Source organism: Sphingomonas sp. GW821-FHT12D09, from assembly GCF_058807215.1.
In genome coordinates this window covers 79,727-103,103 of record NZ_JBXAQL010000004.1, presented here as the reverse complement: position 1 = coordinate 103,103, position 23,377 = coordinate 79,727, and the positions used below count along the sequence as shown (strand labels likewise).

The following is a 23,377-nucleotide window of genomic DNA, read 5'->3' as shown; positions in this document are numbered from 1 at the left end:
CCCGAAGCGGACAGAGAGCCGGACATGTTTCCGCACTGCAAGATTGTGACACATTGCAGCGCGCAATTTGATCGCGACTGTTGCACAAAAGCGACGCTGGTCGCCGAGAAATTACAATTCGGCGGCGGTTAATGTAACATTCAGCATGTGCCTTAGCCAGCTAACACGCCAAGGCACATGCGCCAGCAATATTTCGCAACAATGAGAAAGAACTCTCAGCGCTCCACACACATGGCGATTCCCATGCCGCCCCCGATGCACAGCGTTGCCAGGCCCTTCTTGGCATCGCGCTTTTCCATCTCGTAGAGCAAGGTGGTGAGGACGCGCGCGCCCGAGGCGCCGATCGGGTGGCCGATGGCGATCGCGCCGCCGTTGACGTTCACCTTCGACGCGTCCCAGCCAAGTTCCTTGCCGACCGACAGCGCCTGCGCCGCAAAGGCTTCATTGGCTTCGATCAGGTCGAGGTCGGCGATCGTCCAGCCGGCCTTCTCGAGTGCCTTCCTCGAGGCCGGGACCGGGCCGATGCCCATGACCGACGGATCGACGCCGGCGGTTGCCCAGCTCTTGATCGTGGCGAGGATGGGCGACCCGCGCTTCTCGGCCTCGGCACGGCTCATAACCACCAAAGCGGCGGCGCCGTCGTTGAGGCCCGAGGCATTGGCGGCAGTGACGGTGCCGTCCTTCTTGAACGCCGGGCGCAGGCCGGCAACGCTCTCCACCGTCGCGCCGGCACGGATATACTCGTCGTCGGAGACGACGGTGTCGCCCTTGCGGCCCTTGATCGTGACCGGGGCGATCTCGTCCTTGAAGCGGCCGGCGGTGCGGGCGGCCTCGGCCTTGTTCTGGCTGGCGACGGCGAACGCGTCCTGCTCGGCGCGGGTGACCTGATACTGCTCGGCCAGATTCTCGGCAGTGATGCCCATGTGATAGTTGTTGAAGACGTCGGTCAGGCCGTCCTTGATCATCGTATCGACCAGGGTGACGTCGCCCATCTTGGCACCGGCACGCAGCGCCTGGGCGTGGTTGGCGAGCGACATGCTCTCCTGGCCGCCGGCGACGACGATCGCGGAGTCGCCGGTCTGGATCGCCTGGGCGGCGAGCGCCACGGCGCGCAGGCCCGAGCCGCAGACCTGCTGGACGCTCCAGGCGGGCACTTCCTTGGGCACGCCGGCGGCCATCGATGCCTGGCGCGCGGGGTTCTGGCCCTGCGCGGCGGTGAGCACCTGGCCCAGGATGACTTCACTGACCTCCTCGCCCTTCACCCCGGCCTGCGCGAGCGCGGCCTCGATCGCGACGCGGCCCAGCTCATGCGCCGGCACCGCGGCAAAGGCGCCGAGGAAGCTGCCCACGGGAGTGCGCTTGGCGGCGGTGATGACGACGTCGGTCGGGTTGGCCATGGGATCGGACTCCTGCGGTGGTCTTTGTTATTTGGCAGCTATCTAGTGTGCGCTGCGGCAAGAAACCAGTCGCGCAGTGGCTCCCAGACCATGGCCCGTGCCCGGCCGCCGACGATCATCCCGACATGGCCGAGCGCGAGGCTGCGCCGTTCGGGCAGGCCGGCGGCGGTAGCGGCCGGGACGATGCGATCGGTGGTCGAGAGCAGCTCCAGCGCGGGGCGGGCGAGGCGCGACGCGAGGATGCGCGTGCCGTCGATCCACCAGCGGCCTGCTCCCGGGCGGTCGGCGCGGAAGAAGCGCTCGAACATCTCTTCGCCGGCCGCATAGGTGAGCGGGGCGCCGGCATTGGCCCAGTCCTCGAGCGCGATGAAGGCGCGTGCCTGGTCGCTGCCCGGCTCGAGCTTCGCGAATCGCTGGAACTTGGCGACCGTGCGGGCGGGGTCGAGCTGCCAGAAGCCGGACTGGAGCACTTCCATCGGCACCACGCCGAGCGCCTTGCTGGCCGGCTGGGCGGATTCCCATTGCGCCGCAATGGCTGCGCGCGCGAAATCGCCATAGCGGCGGAAGCGCCACGGCGCGGCGATCGTGACGAGTCCGCGAACCGGTCGCAGTGTCGCTGCGGCCATGGCGAGCGTGCCGCCAAGGCAATAGCCGGCGAGCAACGGCGGTTCGTCCAACGCGTCGAGCAGGGGTAGCAGAAGCTCGGCGATGTGGCGGTCGATGCCCTGGTCGCGATCCGCGGGGCCCGGCGTGCCCCAATCGACGAGCAGGGGCCGAAGCCCTTGAGTCGCCAGCCATTCCAGCAGAGAATTGCGCGGGGCGAGGTCGAGGATGAAGGGCGGATTGATCAGCGAGGGTACGAAGACCACCGGCGGTCCGCTGCCACCATAGTCGCGCAAGCTGGCGCGGCCGGCAGCGGCGACGACGGGCTTCAGGATGCGCTCGGGCGGCCGTTCCGCCTCCTGATAGGCCTTCAAACCGGCGAGCGCGGAGGCCCTTCGTTCGGGCGATGCTGCGGTTTCGCTGCGCAACAGCGAAAGGAATAGCGGAAGAGGGCGCGGGCCGTGTTGCGCCGCGGAATGAAACGATGATAGATATGTTTCAATCACTCGGGGGCCCTAGATGAAAAAGAGCGCTGCAGGCACCGGTCCGGTCATCATCAAGAAATATGCTAACCGGCGGCTCTACAACACCGAAACCTCGTCCTACATCACGCTGGACCATCTGGCTGCGATGACGCGAGAGGGCCGTGACTTCAAGGTCATCGATGCCAAGACCGAGGAGGATATCACCCATAATGTCCTCACCCAGATCATCATGGAGGAGGAGCAGCGCGGCCAGACCATGCTGCCGGTCAACTTCCTGCGCCAGTTGATCGCGCTGTACGGCGACTCGATGCAGGCGATGGTGCCGGGCTATCTGGAAGCGTCGATGGAAAGCTTCCGCCGCAACCAGCAGCAGTTCAAGTCGGCGGTCGAGGGTGCGTTCGCCAATTCGCCCTTCGCCGAGATGGCCAAGCGCAACATGGAAATCTTCGAAGCCGCGACTCACGCGTTCAAGCCCGGCGCCCCCGGGGCTCCGGGTGCACCTGGCGCGCCAGCGCCGGCCCCGGCGGCGGAGAGTGGCGACCACGTCGCCGCGTTGAAGGCCGAGCTTGCCCGGCTGCAGGACAAGATCGAGAAGCTGGCGAAGTAACTTCTTCCCCTCCCTTGCAGGGAGGGGCGTCCTTGGGATTATTGCCGTCCTCGCAGCACGCCCAGTGCCGCGCGGATTTCCTCTAGCGTCGGCATCTTCTGCTCGATCACGCAGCGCAGGCCCAGCCCGCCAAAGCCGTGATAATCGGTGGCGCTGGCAAAGGCGATCGTGTTGTCGCCGCGCACTTCGGCACCGCGAACGGCGTTGGGCGGTAGCGCGATATGCTCGCCGTGGCGCTTGCCCGCCGAACTTGCGATGATCCGGTCGGCCTGATCGACGATCGAGATGCTGGTACGCGACCAGTCGCGCTCGCCGAACAGCGAGGCGTCGGAGATGATCGCGGGGATATGCCCCTCCCAGTCGAATTCGAGATAGAGCGCGCCGAGCGGCCGGCCGTCCTGGCCGCGCGGGCGCACGCCGGTGACGAAGACGAGCACCGCGCGGTGGTCGGAATAGGGATTCAGCCACACTTCGTCGGTGAACCATTCGTCACGGCGGTGGCTGCGCATCGCGCTGAGATATTGCGGTGCCGCCGACAGATCGACGCCGCGCACGCGCGCGTGCGGATCCGAAGCGGCGATCACCCTGGCCTGGTCATTGGCCAGGAAGGCGTTGACATAATAGGGCGAAGTCGCGGTGAGCAGCGCCAGCCGCGCATCGGCGGCGGCGATCGACTCGGGCGAGGGATTGGCGAGCGCGGCGATGATCTCTGCATCCGATGCCATCACGCGCAGGTCGATGCTGCGGCCATAGAGATGGCGGGTGACGTTCTGGATCAGTGCCTGGGCCAGTTCGACCAGGCGGGTGCCTTCGATCTCGCCCACCATCTCGTCCGCTATGCTCGCACCCATCGAGAGGCGTTCGCGCACTTCGGAACGGAATTCGATCGAGGCGCCGCGGGCCTGCTGCGCCAGCGCCTTCACTTCCTGCGCCACCACCGAGAAGCCGCGCCCGGCCTCGCCTGATCGGGCGGCCTCGATCGCAGCATTCAGCGCGAGCAAATTGGTGCGCGCAGCGATCTCCTCGCTGGTCGCGGCGTAGCTGTCTACTTCCTCGCGGAGGACCGACAATAGGGTTCGAATACGGCGTGGCACGGGACCGTCATAAGGCGAGACGGTTAATGCCTAGTTTAGCACGATAATTTCAGGGCTTGCGAAATTTGAGCGTCATCCGGTCGCTTTCGCCGATCGCGGCGTACTTGGCGCGGTCCACATCCTTGAGCCGGTAGCTGGGCGGCAGCGTCCACACGCCGTTCGGCCAATCGGCGGTGTCGCGCGGATTCGCGTTCACTTCCGAAGCGCCGGCGAACTTGAACCCGGCCTGCTCGGCGAGGCGGCGGATGGTCGAGACCTTCATATAGCCGCTGGTCTTCTCGCGCTCGGCGCTGGCGCTCTCGGGCAGGCGGTGATCCTCGATGCCCAGCGTGCCGCCCTTCTTCAGCATCGCGAACATCTGCTGGAAGGCGAGGGGCGAATAGTCCTGGTCGTTCCGCTTATACCCCATCCGCCAGTTATGGACGTTGCGGAAGGTGAGGACGATATCGGCGGTGCCGTCCGGCACCTTGGGCTGGCCGGCCTCGGCGGGGAAGGCGACGAGCTTGGCGTGGCCGTACAGGGCGGCGTCCTTTGCCTTCAGCGTCTCGACCGCCTTGCTGCCATTCGGGAAATCGGGGCCGACCGCGGCATAGTAGGTGCCGTGCGCACGGGTGAGTGGCGCCAGGATCTCGGTATACCAGCCGCCGCCGGGCCAGATCTCGACCACGGTGTTGTCGGGCTTCACCCCGAAGAAGTTGAGCGTGTCCACCGGGTGGCGATATTGGTCGCGCGCGACATTGGCGGGCGTGCGGCCGGGCGCGGCGACGGCTTCGGCGATGGCGGAGCGCTGCGTGCGCGGGGCGCCGGTGGCGACGCTGGCCACGGCGATCGCGGTGGTGAGCACGGCAAGCACGGTCAGGGTCTGGCGCACGGGAATTCCCTCCCTAGATGGTGTCCGCGCATTTGGGGGTAATTCGAGGCGATGCAACAGATATTATGGCTGGGCGCGGCGGGCGCGGCAGTGATCGCGGTGGTCAGCGGCCTGGGCGAGCATCGCCGGCGCAAACGCAAGCGGATGGACGATGTCGGCTTCGTGCCCTGGCAGCTGATCCAGGTGATGGCGATGCTGGGCGCGGTGGTGCTGGCGAGCCTGGCGTTGAATATGCGCTGAGGTCTGTATGTATGGCCGGCACTTGCCACGACCAGGCCATCACCCTGGATTTGTTTCAGGGTCGACGTGCCTCAAGCGGTATCGCCGGTGGAGGGTCGGATGCTGAAACAAGTTCAGCATGACGAAGGAAGATATTAGGCTGCAGCCCTATCCAGCAGGGAGGGCGCAAATGATCACCGTCTGGGGCGAGGGCAGGGGCTTCCGGGTTGTCTGGCTGCTCGAGGAAATGGGGCTGCCCTATCGGCTGCGGCCGGTCGATATGCTCGCCGGGGTGGAGAACGATCCCGAATTCCTGGGCGTAAATCCGGCGGGGTTCATCCCGGCGATCCAGGATGGCGATGTCGTCATGGTCGAATCGATTGCGATCCTGGAGTATCTGCTCGCCCGCTACGGGCCGACGCCGCTCGCGCCGCCGCCGCATGACCCCGCATTTCCGCTCTACCAGCAGTTCCTGCATCTGGGCGAGGCCGGGATGGCGGTGTTCATGTTCGTCTTCGTGGCCACCGACATCCTCGCGCCCGAGGATGAGAAGGACAATTGGAGCGCGCGCGCCAGCTTGGACTGGTTCGAGAGCCGGCGCGGGATCGTGGCCCGGCAGCTGGCGCGGGCGCCCTACATGGCGGGCGAGAATTTCACTGCGGCCGATATCTCGATTACCTATGCGCTCCAGTTCGCGCAGCGTACCAACGGCGCGGTGCTGCACGAGGCCGAGCTGGCGTATCTGGCGCGGACCACCGGGCGCGACGGCTACAAGCGGGCGATGGATGGCTGCCCGGCGACCAAGGCCTGGGCCGAAGCGCTGGCGGCAAAGGCCTAGTCAGAGTCGATAGGCGCTGATGGGAAAGCCGGTGCGGCCAGGCCTAGTAGAATTTCCTCAGCGTCAGGCTGCGTTCCGTGCCGTCGCACAGGGCGAGCTTCACAACACGCCCCGGCGCGCCCGCGCTCCATTCGATCGGGCGACCCGCGACCGCTGCGCCGTCGGCGCCGCAGATCGTCTCGCCTTCGTGCCATCCCCCCTCGGCGGCGGGCGAGCCGCGCATGACGTGGAGGACGCGCAGATGCGTGCCCTCGGCGCCGAGCAGCAGCCCGCTGGTCGAGCGGAGCACCGGCACCGCCGGCCCGGGCTGGAGCACCATCCGCCCGGCCTTGGGATCGAGCAGCACCCGGTAGCTGCGCAGGAGCCCGGTGCCGATCCGGCCGGCCGCGCCCGCGGCGGCGGAATAGCCGCCTTCGCCTTCGATGCGCAGCTCGGTCTCGGGCAGCGCGGTGCCGGCGAAGCTGAAGCCGCTGATCACGGCTGCCTCGCTTACCAGCGCGCCGCCGATGCCCCAGCCTAGCGTGGTGGTGAGCGTGGCGCCGCGAAACCTGGCCGAGTCCCAGGCAGGGCGGCTGAGCGTCACCGATGCGCCGTCACCGGTATCGACGATCATCGGGCGCAGGCGCGCGCCGCCCAGGCGGATCTCGGTGACCGGCACCTCGCTGCCCCGCTGGAGCGCGAGCGGTGCGGTGTGGCCGGTGAAGGGCATGCGGCCGCTCGGCAGGATGCGGAATCGGCGCACGGCATAGTCGATGTCGAGTGCGCAGCAGCTCAGCACGTCGCTGCCGATCAGCAGGTCGGCGCCGAAACGCTCCTGGCCCGGCGCGTCGGGAATGGCGATCCGCCCGCCGCGCCTTGTGAGCCCGCCGATGACCAGCGTACCGCCGGGCGCCCAGGCGACCTCGACGCCGCCGCCGATCGCCAGCGCCTGCTGCCGGCGGCCGGTGGCAAGGCGCGCGCGCGTGGCGAATTCGGTGGTGGCGAGCGTGTTGGTCAGCCCGGTGTCGAGCACGGCGCGGACCGGGCGGCCGTTGAGCACCGCCTCGAAGCGGATCTGGTTGGACGGGGTGAGGTCGAAGGCGATCCAGCGCGCCTCGCTGTCGGGCGCGAGCAGGATGCCGTCTGCGGGCGGATCGCCCACGGGGCCGGCAGCCAGAATCAGGGACAGGAGAAAGGACAGCACTGGCTGATCCTAGCCGGTCAGGCGATCAGAGGCACGCCTCGAGAAGCGCCTGGTCGAAGCCGTACTGCTTGGCCTTGTCGAGCGTATACGGGCGCAGGCCCATCGAGCGATACTCGCCGATGATCTTGCCGTCGGCGCTCTCGTCGAGATACTCGAACTTGAACAGCTCCTGGGTGACGATCACCGGGCCTTCCATGCCGATCACCTCGGTGACGTTGGTCACGCGGCGCGAACCGTCGCGCAGGCGCTTCACCTGGATGATCAGGTCGACCGAATCGGCGATCTGGCGCGAGATCGCTTCCTTCGGCACCTTGATGTCCGACATCATCACCATGTTCTCCATACGAGCGAGCGCCTCGCGCGGAGAGTTGGAGTGGAGCGTACACATCGAGCCGTCATGGCCGGTGTTCATCGCCGAGAGCATGTCGAAGCACTCGGATCCACGAATTTCGCCCAGGATGATCCGGTCCGGGCGCATACGCAGCGCGTTCTTGACCAGGTCGCGGATGGTGATCTCGCCCTGGCCTTCGAGGTTCGGCGGGCGGGTTTCGAGCGGCAGCCAGTGCGGCTGCTGCAGGCGGAGTTCGGCCGCGTCCTCGATCGTCAGCACGCGCTCGCCCGGGTCGATCATCTTCGACAGGGCGTTGAGCATCGTCGTCTTGCCCGAGCCGGTACCGCCCGAGATGACGACGTTGAAGCGGCTGGCGCCGGCGATCTTCAGCATCGTCGCCATCTTCTGCGACATCGACCCGCCTTGGGCCATCATGTCGAGCGTGATCGGCTTGGCCGAGAATTTACGAATCGAGATCGCGGTGCCACGCAACGACAGCGGCGGCACGATCACATTGACGCGGCTGCCGTCCTTGAGGCGAGCGTCGGCGAGCGGGGTGGTCTGGTCGACGCGGCGGCCGACCGAATTACAGATGCGCTGTGCGATCTGGAACAGGTGCTCCTCGTCGCGGAACTGGATGTTGGCGAGTTCCAGCTTGCCCTTGCGCTCGATATAGGTCTGCTCGGGGCCATTGACCATGATGTCCGAGATGGCCGGATCGCTGAGCAGCTCCTCGAGCGGCCCGAGGCCGAGCAACTCGTCGACGAGCACCTTTTCGAGCGCGAACTGTTCGCGGCGATTGAGCGTGAGCTTCAACTCGGCGAGCACTTCGCCGATGATCGGGCGGAATTCCTCGGCGAGCTCATCCTTGGACAGCGTCGCCGCGGCCTCGGGGTCGACACGCTCGAGCAGGCGCGGAAGCACCTGTTCCTTGATGCGGTGGATCGAGGCCTCGAAGCCTTCGACGCGCGAATTGCCGGCATCGCCCGACGTCGCCTGGCGATCGGCGAGGCGCTGGAGCGCTTCACCGGTCGCGGCACTCGGCCCATTGGGGTCGCGCTCGGCCATCGGATCGGGACCGGCGCCCTGCCCGGGCAGCGGCACGGAATTGATCGGCGGGAACTGGTCGCCGCCCAGCGGTGCGGGATCGGTCGGGCGGGGCAGCGGTCCGCCGCCCTGCATCGGGCGCGCAACGCCGAACGCCGGCCTGCCGGCCTGGCCCCCACTCATCCCACTGCGTCGTCCGAAAGCGCTCATCAGAACTCAATGTCCCCTCGAACCCAGAGCCTTAACGACGAAGGCTTGATATTTACCTAACCGGAGAGGCGATCGGGACAGGCGCCGGCTGGATGCAGCGGCTGTAGACGCCCAAGCGCTTCTCACCTTCGTGATCGTAAACGCCGAAGTACCGGACCTGGCCGCATCGGCGGAGATAGTCGGCGAGCTGGGCGACATTCGCTTCGTTCAGCGGCGCGGCGGGAAGGGGTTGCTGGACGACGATCGCTTCCGGCGCGGTGCCCAGCACGCGGCGCAATTCGGTGACTTCGTCGATGCCGCTCGCGCCGGATTCGGCGCCTTCGTAGAAATGCGCCGGAAAGGCCAGGACGCTGGGCGGCCTGGCGCCGATCTCGGCGTAGAGATAGCTGGGCATGCCGAAGACCAGCAGCCTGTGGCTGGGCGTGGCCGTGCGCACATAGCGCACAAGTTCGGCAGCAGCCGGACGGGCCTTTGCGCGGACCTGGAGGGCGAACATGTCCGACGTGACGAGATTGAGCGCGACGAGTGCCACGAAGCCGATCGCGCCGATGCGGGGCCGGGCGAAGAACGGCGCGGCGAGGATCGCCAGCGGGGCGAGCAAGGGCAGCGCGTAATGGAGATAGAGGCCGGGGAAGATCGCCACGCCGGCGATCGCCGCCAGCGCCCAGCACGCCAGGAAGCGCAGCGGTGTATCCCGCCGGGCGCGGCCGTACCAATAACCGGCTGCGGCCAGCGCGAGCGGCAGGCAGAGCAGCCCGGCCAGCGCAAGCCCGCGGGCGAGGCGGCCGGCATCATAGGCGCGGGCGAAGTTGGAGAGGACGAGCGCTTGCCACAATTGGGGGAAGTGCCCCATCGCGCAATAGGTCAGGCCGATCGCGATCATCGGCAGTGCGCCGATCGCAGCCAGCGCCGGGGCCCGCCTGCCGAGGCCGGCGCGTCCGAGGAGGACGAGCACGGCGATCCCGAAGAACACCGCCTCGAACGCCGCCGATTGCTTGAAGCCGATGGCCAAGCCGGCGCTGAACATGCCGAGCAGCACCCGGCGCGGCAGCTCGCCTCGGCGCAGTCGATCCACGCTGGTGGCTATCGACCAGGCGGCGAACAGCATCAGCGGGTTGTAGAACACTGCCGCCTCGCCATTGCCACCGCCGAAACGGGTGAGCAGCGCGAGATAGGCGATGCCAGCCATCAATGATGCCGGGAGGGGCGCGATCAGCCGGGCGATCCTCGCCGTGCCCCAGGCGCCGAGCGCGGCGAAGACCGTGGCGACGAGCTGCCAGACGAGGGTGGACGCGTTCACCCAGGCGATCGCCGCATAGGTCAGATAGAGCAGCGGCGGCTTGCGGTCCCAGATATCGACATAGAGCAGGTCGCCGGCGAGCAGCCTGCGCCCGACCAGCGCGAAATACTGGTCGTCCACGGCGTAGTTCCACTCGCCGAATGCGGGACAGCGGACGACAAGCGCGACGAGCAGGAACAGCGCGAACTGGGCCAGGCGCGTGCGCTCTAGCGACGATCCTGCGCCGGCCAGCCTCCCCATGCTTTCCAAATCCCCCAGTCGTCGGACGGCCAGATTATGCGTACAGGGTTAAGGCCCGGTAGCAACGGCCTTAGCGGCGCCGGGGAAGGTAGGATCGGCCATGATTGCAACCATGCTGTTGCTTATCGCAATGCCTCAGGAGGCGCCGCTCGGCTGGCTCGTCGGCACCTGGTGCACCGATGCCGTGAAGGGCAGGACGGTCTGCGAGACCTGGCAGCCGATGGCCGAGGATCATGCGATGCGGGGCATATCGGTCACCACAAGCGCCAAGGGCGAGCAGCGCGAGACGATGCGGATCGTCCAGGGCACCGCCGGTTTCGTCTTTCATGCCGAACCCACAGGCCAGGCGGCGGCTGAATTCCAGGCCGCCCCCGATCCCGCGCCGCGCAGCCTGACCTTCGTCAACGCCGCGCATGATTACCCGCAGCGCGTCCGCTACTGGCGCGAAGGCGAAATGCTGATGGCGGAGATTGCGCTGGCCGATGGCGGCAAGCCGATCCGGTGGACCTATCGGCGGGTGGCGAACTAATGGTCGCCCCCGGGCGAAGGCCGGGGCCAAGGGCCGCAAGCTATACGGCAGAGAAACCCTGGGTCCCGGCCTTCGCCGGGATGAAGGGCATATGTCCGGCTTTCTAGCCGGCCTTTTCGGCGAGGACCGTCAGGCCCTTCTCGTTCACTTCGGCGAAACCGCCTTCGATGCGGATCGTCTCGGGCGTGGTGGCGCCGGCCTTGTAGATTTCGAGATTGCCGTCGCGGATCGTCGACATCAGCGGGGCATGGCCTTCGAGCACGCCGAAATCGCCCTCGGTGCCGGGGACGACGACCATGTGGACTTCCTCCGAGCGGAGGAGCTTTTCGGGGGTCACGAGTTCGAAGTGCAGGCTCATTTTCTTACCTTACTCCCTCTCCCCTTCAGGGGAGAGGGCTGGGGAGAGGGGGAGAGCGGTTCGCCTGACTACAGGCCCCTCTCCCCGGCCCTCTCCCCGCGAGCGGAGAGAGGGAGTAGTTCAGTCTTACGCCTCGCCGGCGAGCTTCTTGGCCTTCTCGACCGCCTGGTCGATGCCGCCGACCATGTAGAAGGCGGCTTCCGGCAGGTGATCATATTCGCCGTTCACCACCGCCTTGAACGACTTGATGGTGTCCTCGATCTGCACGAACGCACCGGGGATGCCGGTGAACACTTCGGCGACGTGGAAGGGCTGCGAGAGGAAGCGCTGGATCTTGCGCGCGCGCGAGACGGTCAGCTTATCTTCTTCGCTCAGCTCGTCCATGCCGAGGATGGCGATGATGTCCTGCAGCGACTTGTACTTCTGGAGCGTCGACTGAACGGCGCGGGCCGTGTCGTAATGCTCCTGGCCGACGACGCGCGGCTCGAGAACGCGGCTGGTCGAATCGAGCGGATCCACCGCCGGATAGATGCCGAGCTCGGAGATCGCGCGGTTGAGCACGGTCGTCGCGTCCAAGTGGGCGAACGAAGTCGCCGGTGCCGGATCGGTAAGATCGTCGGCGGGAACGTACACGGCCTGCACCGAAGTGATCGAGCCCTTGTTGGTCGAGGTGATGCGCTCCTGCAGCGCGCCCATGTCGGTCGACAGGGTCGGCTGATAGCCCACGGCCGAAGGAATACGGCCGAGCAGTGCCGACACTTCCGCGCCCGCCTGGGTGAAGCGGAAGATATTATCGACGAAGAACAGCACGTCCTGGCCTTCGACGTCGCGGAAATATTCGGCAATCGTCAGGCCCGACAGCGCGACGCGGGCGCGGGCGCCCGGCGGCTCGTTCATCTGGCCATACACCAGCGCGACCTTCGAACCCTCGGACTGGGCATTGCCGTCCGCATCCTTGGCGATGACACCTGCGTCGAGGAACTCGTGATAGAGGTCGTTGCCCTCACGCGTACGCTCGCCGACGCCGGCGAACACCGAGGTGCCGCCATGGCCCTTGGCGATGTTGTTGATCAGCTCCTGGATGAGCACGGTCTTGCCAACGCCGGCGCCGCCGAACAGGCCGATCTTGCCGCCCTTGGCATAGGGCGCGAGCAGATCGATGACCTTGATCCCGGTGACCAGGATCGCGCTTTCGGTCGACTGGTCGATGAACAGCGGGGCCTCGGCGTGGATCGGCGCGCGCAGGTCGGTGGCGACCGGGCCGCGCTCGTCGATCGGCTCGCCGATGACGTTGAGGATGCGGCCGAGCGTCGCCGGGCCGACCGGCACCGAGATCTGCGCGCCGGTGTCGGTCACGGTCTGGCCGCGGGTCAGGCCCTCGGTCGCGTCCATGGCGATCGTGCGGACGGTGTTCTCGCCGAGGTGCTGGGCGACCTCGAGGACGAGCTTGTTGCCGTTATTGTCGGTCTCGAGCGCCGAAAGGATCGCCGGCAGCGTGCCGCCGTCAAAGGCGACGTCGACGACGGCGCCGATCACCTGGCTGATGCGACCGACATTGTTGGTCGTCGTCGGCCCGGTCGCCGGCGTACCAGCGGCGGCCTTCGGTGCGCGCGGCTTGCGCGCGGGCTTCTCTGCGGTCGGGGCTGCGGTGGCCATCTTACTTTCCTTGGGTCTGATTGGCGGGGGCACTAGCCCCGGTGCGGGTGAAAGTCACGGTGATGTGGCGGTCCTTGGCGTCGCCGCCGGCAATCGGCTGGGCATCGACGACGATCGAAGTGCCGTGAAGCTCGGCCTTGGCCGATTCGCGGCGCCTCAGCGCGTTGTTGATCGCGTCCCCAGGGCCGACCTGGAAGCGGGCGAGGAAGCCGTTCACAAGCCGGATCGGATAGCGATAGACCTCGGCGGCGCTGCGATCGACCTTGCCCTTGTGGGTCACGTCGAAGGTATAGCGGATCGAATCGACCTTGTCGGGACCGGCGGCGGTCGCTTCGAAGCCCGACCGGATCGAGATTGCGCCAGGCTTTTCCGGGTAGAAGGCCTCGCCGCGGGCAGCGAAGCCGTTCTTCTCGGGCTTGAAGCCATCGATCTTGAAGGGCGGAAAGTCGTTCGCCGCAGCGACGACCGCCTTGGGATGACCGAACATCTGCGCCCAGCGCTCGGACATGACCTTTTCAGGGTCCGGCGCGCGCTGGTCGGCAGCGGCGGCCTGTTCCTCGTTCAGGTTCGGATCATGCGCACGCCCGCAGCCCGCGAGCGGGGCCGCGGCCACGGTCAGCAGGAGGGGCGCGGCAAACCGCATCAGAGTGCCTCGGCGCCCGAGATGATCTCGACCAGCTCGGTCGTGATCGCGGCCTGGCGCTGACGATTGTAGATCGTGTTGAGCTTCTTGATCAGGTCGCCAGCGTTGCGCGTGGCGTTGTCCATCGCAGTCATCTTCGAACCCTGCTCCGACGCCGCGTTCTCGCGCATCGCACGGAACAGCTGGATCGCGACGTTGCGCGGCAGCAGGTCGGCGAGGATCGATTCCTCGTCCGGCTCATACGTGACGGCGGCCGGGGCAGCCTGGCTCGCCTGCGTCTCGGCGGGAACCGACGTCGGCGCGATCGGCACGATCTGCTGCGCGGTCGGCTCCTGGGTCAGCACCGACTTGAAGTGCGCGTAGAACAGGGTCGCCACGTCATATTCGCCGGCTTCGTAGCGGGCGATCAGGTCGTCGGCATAGCCGCGGGCATCGGCGAAGGTCAGCTTGCCTAGATCGCCCGGCTCGATGCCGTGGACTAGGTTCTTGGGAAACAGGCGGTTGAGCGGCGCGCGGCCCTTGCGGCCGATCGTGTAAATCTTCACCGTCTTGCCCTGCGCGATCAGGCTCTCCGCATGGCGGCGGGCGAGGCGGGCGATGTTGGTGTTGAACGCACCGGCCAGGCCCTTGTCCGACGTGGCGACGACGAGCAGGTGCACGTCATCCTTACCGGTGCCGGCGAGCAGCTTGGGCGAGCTCTCGCTCAGCGTCACCTTCGAGGCGAGGCTGGCGACGACGGCCTCGAGGCGCTGGGCATAGGGGCGCCCGGCCTCGGCTGCCTCCTGCGCACGGCGCAGCTTGGCGGCGGCGACCATCTTCATCGCCTTGGTGATCTTCTGGGTCGACTTGACCGAGTTGATCCGGATCTTGAGTGCCTTGAGAGAGGCCAACGCTTTCTTCCTTTTTCGTCATCCCGGCGAAAGCCGGGACCCAGGGTTACGCAGCGAGTCGCTTGCGACTCTGGGCCCCGGCTTTCGCCGGGGTGACGGTTGAATTTACGCGAACGTCTTGGCGAACTCGGTGAGCGCAGCCTTGAGCTGGTCGCGCACGTCGTCCTTCAGATCCTTCGAATCGCGGATCGCGGTCAGGATCGCAGCGTGGTTCGAACGCATGTCGGCGAGCATCGCCGCTTCGTAGCGCACGACGTCCTGCACCGGCACGGTGTCCAAGAAGCCCTGGGTGCCCGCGAAGATCGACACGGTCTGCTCCTCGAACGGCAGCGGCGAGAACTGCGGCTGCTTGAGCAGCTCGGTCAGGCGCGCGCCGCGGTTCAGCAGCTTCTGGGTCGAGGCGTCGAGGTCCGAGCCGAACTGCGCGAAGGCAGCCATTTCGCGATACTGGGCGAGCTCGAGCTTGATCGAGCCCGACACCTTCTTCATCGCCTTGGTCTGCGCGGCCGAGCCGACGCGGCTCACCGACAGGCCGACGTTGATCGCCGGGCGGATGCCCGCGAAGAACAGGTCCGTCTCGAGGAAGATCTGCCCGTCGGTGATCGAGATCACGTTCGTCGGGATGTAGGCCGACACGTCGCCCGCCTGCGTCTCGATGATCGGCAATGCCGTCAGCGAACCACCGCCGTTCGCATCCGACATCTTGGCGGCGCGCTCGAGCAGGCGGCTGTGGAGATAGAACACGTCGCCCGGATAGGCTTCGCGGCCCGGTGGGCGGCGCAGCAGCAGCGACATCTGGCGATAGGCGACGGCCTGCTTCGACAGATCGTCGAACACGATCAGCGCGTGCATGCCGTTGTCACGGAAATACTCGCCCATCGCGGTGCCGGTGTAGGGCGCGAGGAACTGCAGCGGAGCCGGCTCCGAAGCGGTGGCCGCGACGACGATGGAATATTCCATCGCGCCATTCTCTTCGAGCGTGCGCACCAGCTGGGCGACGGTCGAGCGCTTCTGGCCGACGGCGACATAGACGCAGTAGAGCTTCTTGCTCTCGTCCGAGCCGGCGTTGACCGCCTTTTGGTTGATGAAGGTGTCGATCGCGACGGCCGACTTGCCGGTCTGGCGATCGCCGATGATCAGCTCGCGCTGGCCACGGCCGACGGGAACGAGCGCGTCGATCGCCTTTAGGCCCGACTGCATTGGCTCGCTTACCGACTGGCGCGGGATGATGCCCGGTGCCTTGACTTCCACGCGCGAGCGCTTCTCGGCGACGATCGGGCCCTTGCCGTCGATCGGGTTGCCGAGGCCGTCCACGACGCGGCCGAGCAGGCCCTTGCCGACCGGAACGTCCACGATGGTGCCGGTGCGCTTGACGACATCGCCTTCCTTGATCTCGGCATCCGAGCCGAAGATCACGACGCCGACATTGTCGGCCTCGAGGTTGAGCGCCATGCCCTGGATGCCGTTGGCGAACTCGACCATCTCGCCGGCCTGGACATTGTCGAGGCCGTGAATGCGCGCGATGCCGTCACCGACGCTGAGCACCTGGCCGGTCTCGGAGACCTGGGCCTCGGAGCCGAAATTGGCGATCTGGTCCTTGATGACCTTCGAGATTTCTGCGGCGCGGATATCCATGTCTTAGCCTTCAGCCTTTCATCGCGTGCGCGAGGGAATTGAGTCGGGTCTTGATCGAGCTGTCGATCATCTGGCTGCCGATCTTCACGACCAGCCCGCCAAGGAGCGAGGGATCGACCGAAAGGTCGATGGAAACGTCGCGGCCGATACGCGTGCGCAGCTGCTGCTTGAGCGCATCGACCTGGGCGTCGGAAAGCGGATGGGCCGAGGTGACTTCCGCCGTCGTCTCGCCGCGGTGCGCGGCGGCGAGCTGGCGGAAGGCGCGGATCACGGCCGGCAGCTGGCTCAGCCGACGGTTCTGCGCGAGCACGCCGAGGAAGTTCGCGGTAGTCGCGTCGAGCTCGAGGCTCTTGGCGACACCGGCGACGGCGTTGGCGGCAGCGCCGCGGGCCACGAGCGGGCTGGTCGTCAGCGCCTTGAAGTCGGCCGATTCGGCAAGCGCCTGGGCAACCGTGGCGAGGCTTTGCTCGACCTGGGCCAGGGTCTTCGAATCACGGGCGAGCTGGAACAGGGCGGTAGCGTAGCGTCCGCTTAGGCTTGCCTGGATACCGGCGGAATTCTCCACGCGTTTCGGTTCCTCTCGGAGGTTCGGGTTTCGCCCCATATGAATTGGGGGCCAGCTTCGGTCCCATCAAAGTATAACTTTGATGGGTGCCCTTGCGGCCCCCTATGGGTTGGCGCGCGACTAGCATCGGTGTCACGGGGATGCAACCCGAGTCCCATTCCCCCTCACGCGCGCGTAACACGCGCGCACGCGTTGCAAGGGTGTTGCGGCCGTGTTGCGCGGACATGTACCGAATCGTTTCATATGGTAAACGAACGGCCGTCGTTCTTGTTGGGGGAATGGGGACATGAAGAAGCGCATTGTCGCGGCGATCGGAATCGCCGCGCTGGCGGCGGGCATCGCGCGCGCCGAGGTTCTTGAGATCACCGGCGAATTCGCTGCTCCGAACCGCGAGGCGAGCCTGCTGCGCTCGATCTCGATCGACCGGATCGACGGGCAGGACGGTGCGGCGCTCGAGCGGGCGATCGAGCAGGGTCTGCAGGGTACGCATTTCGACCTGCTGGGCGGCCAGGCCGGTCAGACGCGGGCGCAGGGCTCGCTCAGCGGGGGCATTGCCACCGGCGTCGACGAGCGTCCGTTCAAGAAGAACGAGAAGCGCTGCGTCGAGAAGGACAGCGCCAACCAGAAGAAGTGCATCCGCGAGGAATATGTCGAGCTGCGCTGCCGCCGCCGCACGGTCAACGTGCAGGCGGACCTGCGCCTGGTGCGCAACCGCGACGGGCGGATCGTCTATTCGGCGACCAAGCCCTTCACCCAAGATTACAGTTGGTGCGAAGGGCAGAGCGCACCCGGCCCGGTCGGGGAGGTGATCGCCGACGCCGTGCGCAGCCTGGGCTATTCGGTGCGCGCCGACATCGCGCCGACTCGCTCGACCTATGCGATCCGCGTGCGCGAAAGCGACAAGGGGCTGAGCAAGGAGCAGGCGCAGCGATTCAAGGACCTGGTGAAGCTCACCAAGCGCGACGTGCGCGGGGCCTGTGCCGGCTGGGCGACCATGGCGGCGGAAGTACCCCACAATCCTTCGCTCATCTTCAACCTGGGCCTCTGCGCCGAGCAGGCCGGAGACTATGCCAGGGCGCTGGACCTCTATCATGCCGCGCAGCGCGCGGGCGCGCGCGAGGGCGGCGAAGGCGCGGACCGCGCGATCCGGCTGATCGCCGGCCGTGAGGATGCCGCGATCCGCGCGCGGCGGCGGTAAGGTATACTTCTCCCCTCCCTGCAAGGGAGGGGTCGGGGGGTGGGTTGAGCGCTGGCGAGCTTGCAACCTCTCCGCAAAAAGAAAAGGCCGGGCATCGAGCCCGACCTTCTCTGATCCACGCTTGGTCCCCTTGGGAGGAGGGACCTGGAAGTCACCGGCTGCGGCCGCCGCCCTGGCCCTGGCCACCCTGGCGCTGACCGCCATTGGTGGGACGGGGCTGCCACTTGCGCTTCGGGCGCGCATAGTTGCGGGGCTGCTCGCCTGCGGGCGCATCGAAGCGGCGCGGACGCGGCTCGCCTGCGGCTGCACCGGCAGCTTCCGGACGCGGGGCGTGCCCGCCGTCGCGGCGCGGCTGGTCGCCACGCGGACGATCCTCACGCTGGCCAGGTCGGCCGCGCTGCGGCTGGCCGGGACGGCGGCCGTCGCGCTGCATCTCGCGGCCGCGATTGCCGGCCTGCTGATCGCGGCTTTCCGGCACGTTGACGCGGGTCGTCTTGATCTTCGAAGCCGCGGCCAGGAAATCCTCGGGCAGCGGCACCACGGTGAGCTTCTGGCGGATCAGCCGCTCGATGTCGCGCAGGTACGGACGCTCGTCGTCGGCGCAGAAGCTGATCGCGATGCCGGTGGCGCCGGCGCGCGCGGTGCGGCCGATGCGGTGGACATACTGGTCCGCCACGTTGGGCAGCTCGAAGTTGAAGACGTGGCTGACGCCCGACACGTCGATGCCGCGCGCCGCGATGTCGGTCGCGACCAGGATCTTCACCTTGCCCGCGCGGAACTCGCCCAGCGCGCGCTCGCGCTGCGGCTGGCTCTTGTTGCCATGGATCGCGTTGGATGCGACGCCATTGCCCGCGAGCAGGCGGACGATCCGGTCGGCACCGTGCTTGGTGCGGCTGAAGACCAGCGCGCGATCGATCTCGGTGTTCTGGAGCATGATCGTCAGCAGCGCCTGCTTCTCGTCCTGGCGGACGAAGGTGACGCTCTGGTCGACGCGCTCCGCAGTGGTCGCCTCGGGCGTGACCTTCACTTCGACGGGGTCCTTGATGAACTGGCCGGCGAGCTCGCGGATCGTCTTCGGCATGGTCGCCGAGAAGAACAGCGTCTGGCGCTTCGAGGGCAGCTCGCGGACGATGCGCTTGAGGGCGTGGATGAAGCCCAGGTCCATCATCTGGTCGGCTTCGTCGAGCACCAGGATCTCGATGCCGAGCAGGATCGCGTAGCATTGGTCGATCAGGTCGACGAGGCGGCCCGGCGTGGCGACGACGATGTCGACGCCCTTGGCGAGATCGGTCTTGTTCTTGTGGATCGAAGTGCCGCCGAACACGGTGGCGACGCTCAGCTTGGTGCCCTTGGCATAATGGCGGGCATTGTCGGCGATCTGGCTGGCGAGCTCACGCGTCGGCGCGAGCACCAGCATGCGGCAGCCACGCGGCTGGGCGCGCTTGCCGGATGCGACCAGGCGATCGATCGAGGGGAGCATGAAAGCGGCGGTCTTGCCGGTGCCGGTCTGGGCGATGCCGAGCAGGTCGCGGCCTTCGAGCAGCGCCGGGATCGACTTTTCCTGGATCGGCGTCGCCTCGGTATAGCCCTTGACGGCAAGCGCGGCGAGAACGGTCTCCGAGAGACCGAGTTCCTTGAATTGCATTATGTGTCCTGTACATGCGGCCGCGCGCACCGGACGGAATCCAGGCGCAAGGCGGGGTCAAAAATGACGACCCGCGTGACTTGGGAAGCCGGAAAAACAACCGAGGCGGAGCCTGGGCCTTCGGAATGAACCGCCTGCCCGATCACGCTGCATTACGCCTCGATGTTGGGCCATATGGCAGCCAGGCTGCCGTAAGTCAAGGAAAGGGGCGGTCGGCCAGCGCCGCACAGGGTTTTCCCCGATGGGCCAGCCCAGGACAACGTGCGAGAACGTCCGCCGCCCGGTCCAGCGGCCAATTCCGTTTCGTGCGTGAAATTAATGCCAGCAGACTCCCGCGCAAAGCACTCGTTAACGAGTGGCTCGCTAGGCTCGGGGCGCCTTCCAAGGAGCCCCTCATTGCTCGTCGCCAAACTTGAGATTCTCGGAGATATCGACCGTCGCGGCGCGATCCGATTCGATGCGGATTCGCCCTCGACGGTGCGCGCGCCGGACGGTGCGCCCATCGATGTCCAGGTCGAGGATTTCTCGCGCACGGGCTTCCGCTTCGCCTCCGAACTCGATCTGCCGGTGGGCACGCTCGTCTCGCTCGGCTTGTCCGGCGCGGGATCGCGTGCCGCCAAGGTCGTACGCCGTTCGGGCGAAACCTATGGCTGTGCCTTCATGAAGGCACTGACCGAGGAAGAGATCGCCCATGCCTTCAAGGGGCAGGAGCATATCCTGGCCGATCTCTCCGCCGCACTCGCCGCGCGCTTCGGCGCGGGCAAGCCGCATGCGAAGCCGAGCATCCCGCCGCTGCGCCGGCTGATCAGGCGTCCGGTCCGCGAGGACTGAAGTCTCTTTCCCGATACTCGAACCAGTCGAAGTCCGCGTGGAGCCCCGCGCCGGACAGGTCCTGGCACGCCATGCCGATGAACGCGCCGGTGAAGTTGGGCTGGCCGGGCGCGCTGGCTTCGTCCGAAAGGATCGAGGCGTCGAACTGCTCCGCCAGCCAGTGCCATTCGCCGCCGGGCACCCGCCAGCCGAAGCGGAGGCGCTCGTAATCCATTTCGGCGCGCAGTTCGATCCGGCCTGCCGGGATCGGGACGGGCGCAGTGAACGCATCGGCCTGGGGTGAATCCGGGAGCGCGGACATCACGCGGAGGTGGCGGCCCACTTCCTCGTCCCGGCTGATGTGCAGGTAATGGAATTTGGCGGCGTTGTAATAGGCGACCAGCCCGGCGGCCTGCTGGAAGTGGCGGGGTTCGAAGTCGAGCGTGCAGCTTGCCGAGTAGCAGAAGGCCTGTTGCCGCCGCGCGACCAGCGCCTGGGTGAAAAGGCTGCCGATCGTCTCGCGGCCGTATAGGCGAAGGTGTCCGGGGCGGGCGGTGAGGCTGAAGATCGTGCCCGGTTCGGGCATGCGCAACCATTGGAAGTCGATCGGCAGCTCGGGCGCGTCGAAGTCGTCGCGGGCATGGACCGGCGCGCGGCCTTCCGGCCCCGGCACCTCGAGCATCGGCGTGCCGGGCTCGCCGGTCGTATACAGCCAGCCATCCTCGCCCCAGCGCATCGGCTGGATCGCGGTCTCGCGGCCCAGCACGCAGCGCCCGCGATTGGGCAGCGGGCGGCCGCAGAGATAGACGAGCCACGGCTCGCCCGCCGGCGTCTCGACCAGATCCGCATGGCCGGCGCGCTGGAGCGGCGCGTCGGGACGGGTGCGGCTGGAGAGGATGTGCGTGTCGGGGTGGAGTTCGTACGGGCCGGTCAGGCTGCGGGAGCGCGCCATCGTCACCGCATGGTTCCAGCCGGTGCCGCCCTCTGCGGTGAGCAGGTAATACCAGCCGTCGCGCTTGTAGAGGTGCGGCGCCTCCGTCAGGCCGAGCGGGGTGCCGGGGAAGATGTTCACGCGCTCCCCGGTCAGGCGGTGCTGTTCGGGCGAATATTCCTCCAACACAATCCCGGCGAAGCGGTTGCGGCCGGGGCGGTGGTCCCACAGCATGTTGAGCAGCCACTTGCGCCCGTCGTCGTCATGGAACAGCGAAGGATCGAAGCCGCTCGAATTGAGGTGGATCGGATCGGACCAGTCGCCGTCGATCGTATCGCAGGTCACCAGGTAGTTGTGGAAGTCGCGCAAGGACGCGCCCGAGGCGCCGCCGGTGGTGGTGCGGCCATAGCGCTTCACATCGGTATAGATCAGGTGGAAGCGTTCGCCGTCATGGCTCAGGCACGGCGCCCACACCCCGCAGCTGTCCGGATCGCCGCGCATGTCGAGCTGGCTTGCGCGGTTGAGCGGCCGGCCGACCAGCGTCCAGTTCGCCAGGTCGCAGCTATGGTGGATCTGCACGCCGGGGAACCACTCGAAGGTGGAGGTGGCGATGTAATAATCCTCCCCCACCCGGACGATCGACGGGTCGGGATTGAAGCCGGGCAGGATGGGATTGCGAGTCATGCGGGCTTGCGCACCAAGGTCCAGAGCACCGCCGCCGCGATCAGGTCGAGCAGGCCGAGGGCGACGAAGAACGGCGTGTAGCCGATCGAGGCAACCAGGCTCCCGATCAGCAGCGAGAAGATCAGGATCGAAGCATTGGCGCAGGTGCCCGCCAGCCCCGCGACGGTGCCGAGTTCGTCGCGGCGAAACAGGTCGCTCGCCATGGTGATCACCGTCACCGACAGCGTCTGGTGCGCGAAGCCGCCGAGCGAGAGCAAAGCGACCGCCACCCAGGCATTCTCGACGAAGCCCACGAACAACATGCTCGTCATCAGCAGCGCGCCGAACGTGAAGGTCCAGCGCCGGGCGTCGATCAGGTCCACCCCGAGGCGCTGGAGCCAGAGCACCACCGTCGGCCCGAACAGGCAGCCAAGGTCGGCTGCGACGAAGGGCAGGAAGGCGGAAAGCGCGATCTCGCCCAGGTCGAAATGGCGCACCTTCACCAGATAGAGCGGTAGCCAGAAGGTCAGCGTCCCCCAGGTCGGATCGGCCAGGAAGCGCGGGATCGCGATGCCCCAGAAATTGCGCTGCCTGAGGATCGACAGCACCGCAGGCCGCGTGCCGGCCGCCTGGATATGGCCTTCCTGCCCGGCGAGGATATGCGCGCGCTCTTCCTCGCTGATGTCCGGATGCTCGGCGGGCGGGTGGTAGAAGCGCAGCCATAGCAGCACCCAGAGCAGCGCGAGCGCGCCGGCGACGAAGAACGCCGCGCGCCAATTCCACATCCAGATCGACCAGGCGACGAGCGGTGCCGCCAGCGCCGATCCGGCCGAGGCGCCGAGATTATAGACGCCGCCGGCCATCCCGCGCTCCCGCGCCGGAAACCATTCGGAGACGACCTTGAGACCGCCGGTGTGCGACGTGCCCTCGGCAAAACCCAGGAGCCCGCGCAAGGCGAACAGCCATTGCCAGTTGATCGCCAGCCCATGCGCCATGGTCAGCACACCCCAGCCGGTGGCGAAGATCGCAAGGCCGGTGCGCAGCCCGATCGTATCGAGGATATACCCCACGATCGGCTGGAGCATCACGCCGGCCTGAAAGGCCGCGGTGATGTAGGAATATTGATGCTCGTCGATGCGCAGGTCGGCCATGAAGGTCGGCGCGGCGACCGCCAGGGTGGAGCGCGTGAGATAGTTCACGATCGTGCCGAGCATCACGATCGCGATGATCCACCAGCGCAGGGCGCGTGTGCGTCGCCAGAAGGACATGACCTCTCCGTGGGCGTCGGAGGCGCCCGTTAGCGGTAACATTGGCGAGTTTGTCGGGAGGGAGCAAGCCCAGCTTAATCGTCATCACGACGAAAGCCGGGACCCAGAGTCACGAGCGGCACGGATGAGAAACCCTGGGCCCCGGCTTTCGCAGGGGTGAC

The 23,377-nt window shown here is 67.0% G+C and carries 21 protein-coding genes and 1 pseudogene; 6 read left to right on the top strand and 16 right to left on the bottom strand.

All coding sequences use genetic code 11. From position 1 onward, the window contains the following. Positions 1–215: 215 nt before the first annotated feature. Together AC1RPL_RS17680 and AC1RPL_RS17675 are read right to left on the bottom strand one after the other, a co-directional pair. A complete protein-coding gene (locus AC1RPL_RS17680) occupies positions 216–1,397 on the bottom strand; it encodes an acetyl-CoA C-acetyltransferase (protein WP_493071166.1) in 1,182 nt (393 codons plus the stop codon). A 38-nt stretch (positions 1,398–1,435) separates the two neighbouring features. Beyond that, positions 1,436–2,431 carry an alpha/beta fold hydrolase gene (locus AC1RPL_RS17675; RefSeq protein WP_493071788.1) on the bottom strand — a complete coding sequence of 332 codons (996 nt, stop codon included), beginning with the start codon at positions 2,429–2,431 and terminating at the stop codon, positions 1,436–1,438. Between the two features lie 88 nt (positions 2,432–2,519). Between AC1RPL_RS17675 and phaR the strand changes: the two genes are divergently transcribed. After that, a complete protein-coding gene (gene phaR, locus AC1RPL_RS17670; RefSeq protein ID WP_493071164.1) occupies positions 2,520–3,092 on the top strand; it encodes a polyhydroxyalkanoate synthesis repressor PhaR in 573 nt (190 codons plus the stop codon). Positions 3,093–3,130: 38 nt separating this feature from the next. Here phaR and AC1RPL_RS17665 read toward each other — a convergent pair. Together AC1RPL_RS17665 and AC1RPL_RS17660 are read right to left on the bottom strand one after the other, a co-directional pair. Beyond that, positions 3,131–4,111, bottom strand: a pseudogene (locus AC1RPL_RS17665) (methyl-accepting chemotaxis protein); the annotation flags it as partial. Positions 4,112–4,235: 124 nt separating this feature from the next. Continuing rightward, positions 4,236–5,057 carry a class I SAM-dependent methyltransferase gene (locus tag AC1RPL_RS17660; RefSeq protein ID WP_493071162.1) on the bottom strand — a complete coding sequence of 274 codons (822 nt, stop codon included), beginning with the start codon at positions 5,055–5,057 and terminating at the stop codon, positions 4,236–4,238. 51 nt (positions 5,058–5,108) lie between these two features. Between AC1RPL_RS17660 and AC1RPL_RS17655 the strand changes: the two genes are divergently transcribed. Next, positions 5,109–5,297 carry a hypothetical protein gene (locus AC1RPL_RS17655; RefSeq protein WP_493071160.1) on the top strand — a complete coding sequence of 63 codons (189 nt, stop codon included), beginning with the start codon at positions 5,109–5,111 and terminating at the stop codon, positions 5,295–5,297. 169 nt (positions 5,298–5,466) lie between these two features. Further along, complete coding sequence (locus AC1RPL_RS17650) at positions 5,467–6,114, top strand: glutathione S-transferase family protein (protein ID WP_493071158.1); 648 nt, start codon at positions 5,467–5,469, stop codon at positions 6,112–6,114. A 43-nt stretch (positions 6,115–6,157) separates the two neighbouring features. On the opposite strand, the gene AC1RPL_RS17645 is transcribed toward AC1RPL_RS17650, so the two are convergent. The 3 genes from AC1RPL_RS17645 to AC1RPL_RS17635 are packed head-to-tail and all read right to left on the bottom strand — an operon-like array spanning position 6,158 to position 10,425. Further along, positions 6,158–7,297, bottom strand: coding sequence for an aspartyl protease family protein (locus AC1RPL_RS17645; RefSeq protein WP_493071156.1), 1,140 nt, complete (start codon positions 7,295–7,297; stop codon positions 6,158–6,160). Between the two features lie 25 nt (positions 7,298–7,322). After that, positions 7,323–8,885 (bottom strand): TadA family conjugal transfer-associated ATPase, encoded by a 1,563-nt coding sequence (locus tag AC1RPL_RS17640; protein ID WP_493071154.1) that lies wholly within the window; start codon positions 8,883–8,885, stop codon positions 7,323–7,325. A 52-nt stretch (positions 8,886–8,937) separates the two neighbouring features. Next, the gene (locus tag AC1RPL_RS17635) at positions 8,938–10,425 is read right to left on the bottom strand and encodes a hypothetical protein (protein ID WP_493071152.1); all 1,488 of its coding nucleotides are present in this window, start codon (positions 10,423–10,425) and stop codon (positions 8,938–8,940) included. 112 nt (positions 10,426–10,537) lie between these two features. Between AC1RPL_RS17635 and AC1RPL_RS17630 the strand changes: the two genes are divergently transcribed. Next, positions 10,538–10,954 carry a DUF6265 family protein gene (locus tag AC1RPL_RS17630; protein ID WP_493071150.1) on the top strand — a complete coding sequence of 139 codons (417 nt, stop codon included), beginning with the start codon at positions 10,538–10,540 and terminating at the stop codon, positions 10,952–10,954. 103 nt (positions 10,955–11,057) lie between these two features. Here the strand turns inward: AC1RPL_RS17630 and AC1RPL_RS17625 are convergent, their stop codons facing one another. From AC1RPL_RS17625 to AC1RPL_RS17600, 6 genes are all read right to left on the bottom strand, one after another. Continuing rightward, on the bottom strand, positions 11,058–11,312 hold the full coding sequence (locus AC1RPL_RS17625) for an ATP synthase F1 subunit epsilon (protein WP_116840035.1): 255 nt from the start codon (positions 11,310–11,312) through the stop codon (positions 11,058–11,060). 126 nt (positions 11,313–11,438) lie between these two features. Further along, positions 11,439–12,968, bottom strand: a complete 1,530-nt coding sequence (atpD, locus tag AC1RPL_RS17620; RefSeq protein ID WP_493071148.1) for a F0F1 ATP synthase subunit beta — start codon at positions 12,966–12,968, stop codon at positions 11,439–11,441. 1 nt (position 12,969) lies between these two features. Beyond that, positions 12,970–13,611, bottom strand: a complete 642-nt coding sequence (locus AC1RPL_RS17615) for a hypothetical protein (RefSeq protein WP_493071146.1) — start codon at positions 13,609–13,611, stop codon at positions 12,970–12,972. Beyond that, positions 13,611–14,501 (bottom strand): F0F1 ATP synthase subunit gamma, encoded by an 891-nt coding sequence (locus AC1RPL_RS17610; RefSeq protein ID WP_493071144.1) that lies wholly within the window; start codon positions 14,499–14,501, stop codon positions 13,611–13,613. The genes AC1RPL_RS17615 and AC1RPL_RS17610 overlap by 1 nt, the downstream gene beginning before the upstream one ends. 105 nt (positions 14,502–14,606) lie before the next feature. Further along, positions 14,607–16,136: a F0F1 ATP synthase subunit alpha gene (gene atpA, locus AC1RPL_RS17605; RefSeq protein ID WP_493071142.1), complete on the bottom strand. Its 1,530-nt coding sequence runs from the start codon at positions 16,134–16,136 to the stop codon at positions 14,607–14,609. A gap of 10 nt (positions 16,137–16,146) precedes the next feature. Continuing rightward, a complete protein-coding gene (locus AC1RPL_RS17600) occupies positions 16,147–16,701 on the bottom strand; it encodes a F0F1 ATP synthase subunit delta (protein ID WP_493071140.1) in 555 nt (184 codons plus the stop codon). 286 nt (positions 16,702–16,987) lie between these two features. Between AC1RPL_RS17600 and AC1RPL_RS17595 the strand changes: the two genes are divergently transcribed. Further along, entirely contained in the window at positions 16,988–17,899 is a 912-nt protein-coding gene (locus AC1RPL_RS17595; RefSeq protein ID WP_493071138.1) for a hypothetical protein, read from the top strand. A gap of 151 nt (positions 17,900–18,050) precedes the next feature. On the opposite strand, the gene AC1RPL_RS17590 is transcribed toward AC1RPL_RS17595, so the two are convergent. Next, on the bottom strand, positions 18,051–19,544 hold the full coding sequence (locus AC1RPL_RS17590; RefSeq protein WP_493071137.1) for a DEAD/DEAH box helicase: 1,494 nt from the start codon (positions 19,542–19,544) through the stop codon (positions 18,051–18,053). Positions 19,545–19,940: 396 nt separating this feature from the next. Here AC1RPL_RS17590 and AC1RPL_RS17585 point away from each other — a divergent pair, with 396 nt between their 5' ends. Next, positions 19,941–20,375: a PilZ domain-containing protein gene (locus AC1RPL_RS17585; protein WP_493071136.1), complete on the top strand. Its 435-nt coding sequence runs from the start codon at positions 19,941–19,943 to the stop codon at positions 20,373–20,375. On the opposite strand, the gene AC1RPL_RS17580 is transcribed toward AC1RPL_RS17585, so the two are convergent. Both AC1RPL_RS17580 and AC1RPL_RS17575 read right to left on the bottom strand, forming a co-directional pair. Beyond that, complete coding sequence (locus AC1RPL_RS17580) at positions 20,350–21,969, bottom strand: glycoside hydrolase family 43 protein (RefSeq protein ID WP_493071134.1); 1,620 nt, start codon at positions 21,967–21,969, stop codon at positions 20,350–20,352. The two genes, AC1RPL_RS17585 and AC1RPL_RS17580, sit on opposite strands and share 26 nt — an antisense overlap. Continuing rightward, positions 21,966–23,216, bottom strand: a complete 1,251-nt coding sequence (locus AC1RPL_RS17575; protein WP_493071132.1) for an MFS transporter — start codon at positions 23,214–23,216, stop codon at positions 21,966–21,968. Before AC1RPL_RS17575 ends, AC1RPL_RS17580 begins: the two co-directional genes overlap by 4 nt. Positions 23,217–23,377: the final 161 nt, after the last annotated feature.

Excerpts from the sequence above, each read along its gene's own strand:
- AC1RPL_RS17680 (WP_493071166.1), bottom strand. The coding sequence starts at position 1,397 with ATGGCCAACCCGACCGACGTCGTCATCACCGCCGCCAAGCGCACTCCC.
- phaR (WP_493071164.1), top strand. The coding sequence starts at position 2,520 with ATGAAAAAGAGCGCTGCAGGCACCGGTCCGGTCATCATCAAGAAATAT.
- AC1RPL_RS17655 (WP_493071160.1), top strand. The coding sequence starts at position 5,109 with ATGCAACAGATATTATGGCTGGGCGCGGCGGGCGCGGCAGTGATCGCG.
- AC1RPL_RS17650 (WP_493071158.1), top strand. The coding sequence starts at position 5,467 with ATGATCACCGTCTGGGGCGAGGGCAGGGGCTTCCGGGTTGTCTGGCTG.
- AC1RPL_RS17640 (WP_493071154.1), bottom strand. The coding sequence starts at position 8,885 with ATGAGCGCTTTCGGACGACGCAGTGGGATGAGTGGGGGCCAGGCCGGC.
- AC1RPL_RS17635 (WP_493071152.1), bottom strand. The coding sequence starts at position 10,425 with ATGGGGAGGCTGGCCGGCGCAGGATCGTCGCTAGAGCGCACGCGCCTG.
- AC1RPL_RS17630 (WP_493071150.1), top strand. The coding sequence starts at position 10,538 with ATGCTGTTGCTTATCGCAATGCCTCAGGAGGCGCCGCTCGGCTGGCTC.
- AC1RPL_RS17625 (WP_116840035.1), bottom strand. The coding sequence starts at position 11,312 with ATGAGCCTGCACTTCGAACTCGTGACCCCCGAAAAGCTCCTCCGCTCG.
- atpD (WP_493071148.1), bottom strand. The coding sequence starts at position 12,968 with ATGGCCACCGCAGCCCCGACCGCAGAGAAGCCCGCGCGCAAGCCGCGC.
- AC1RPL_RS17615 (WP_493071146.1), bottom strand. The coding sequence starts at position 13,611 with ATGCGGTTTGCCGCGCCCCTCCTGCTGACCGTGGCCGCGGCCCCGCTC.
- atpA (WP_493071142.1), bottom strand. The coding sequence starts at position 16,136 with ATGGATATCCGCGCCGCAGAAATCTCGAAGGTCATCAAGGACCAGATC.
- AC1RPL_RS17595 (WP_493071138.1), top strand. The coding sequence starts at position 16,988 with ATGAAGAAGCGCATTGTCGCGGCGATCGGAATCGCCGCGCTGGCGGCG.
- AC1RPL_RS17590 (WP_493071137.1), bottom strand. The coding sequence starts at position 19,544 with ATGCAATTCAAGGAACTCGGTCTCTCGGAGACCGTTCTCGCCGCGCTT.
- AC1RPL_RS17580 (WP_493071134.1), bottom strand. The coding sequence starts at position 21,969 with ATGACTCGCAATCCCATCCTGCCCGGCTTCAATCCCGACCCGTCGATC.
- AC1RPL_RS17575 (WP_493071132.1), bottom strand. The coding sequence starts at position 23,216 with ATGTCCTTCTGGCGACGCACACGCGCCCTGCGCTGGTGGATCATCGCG.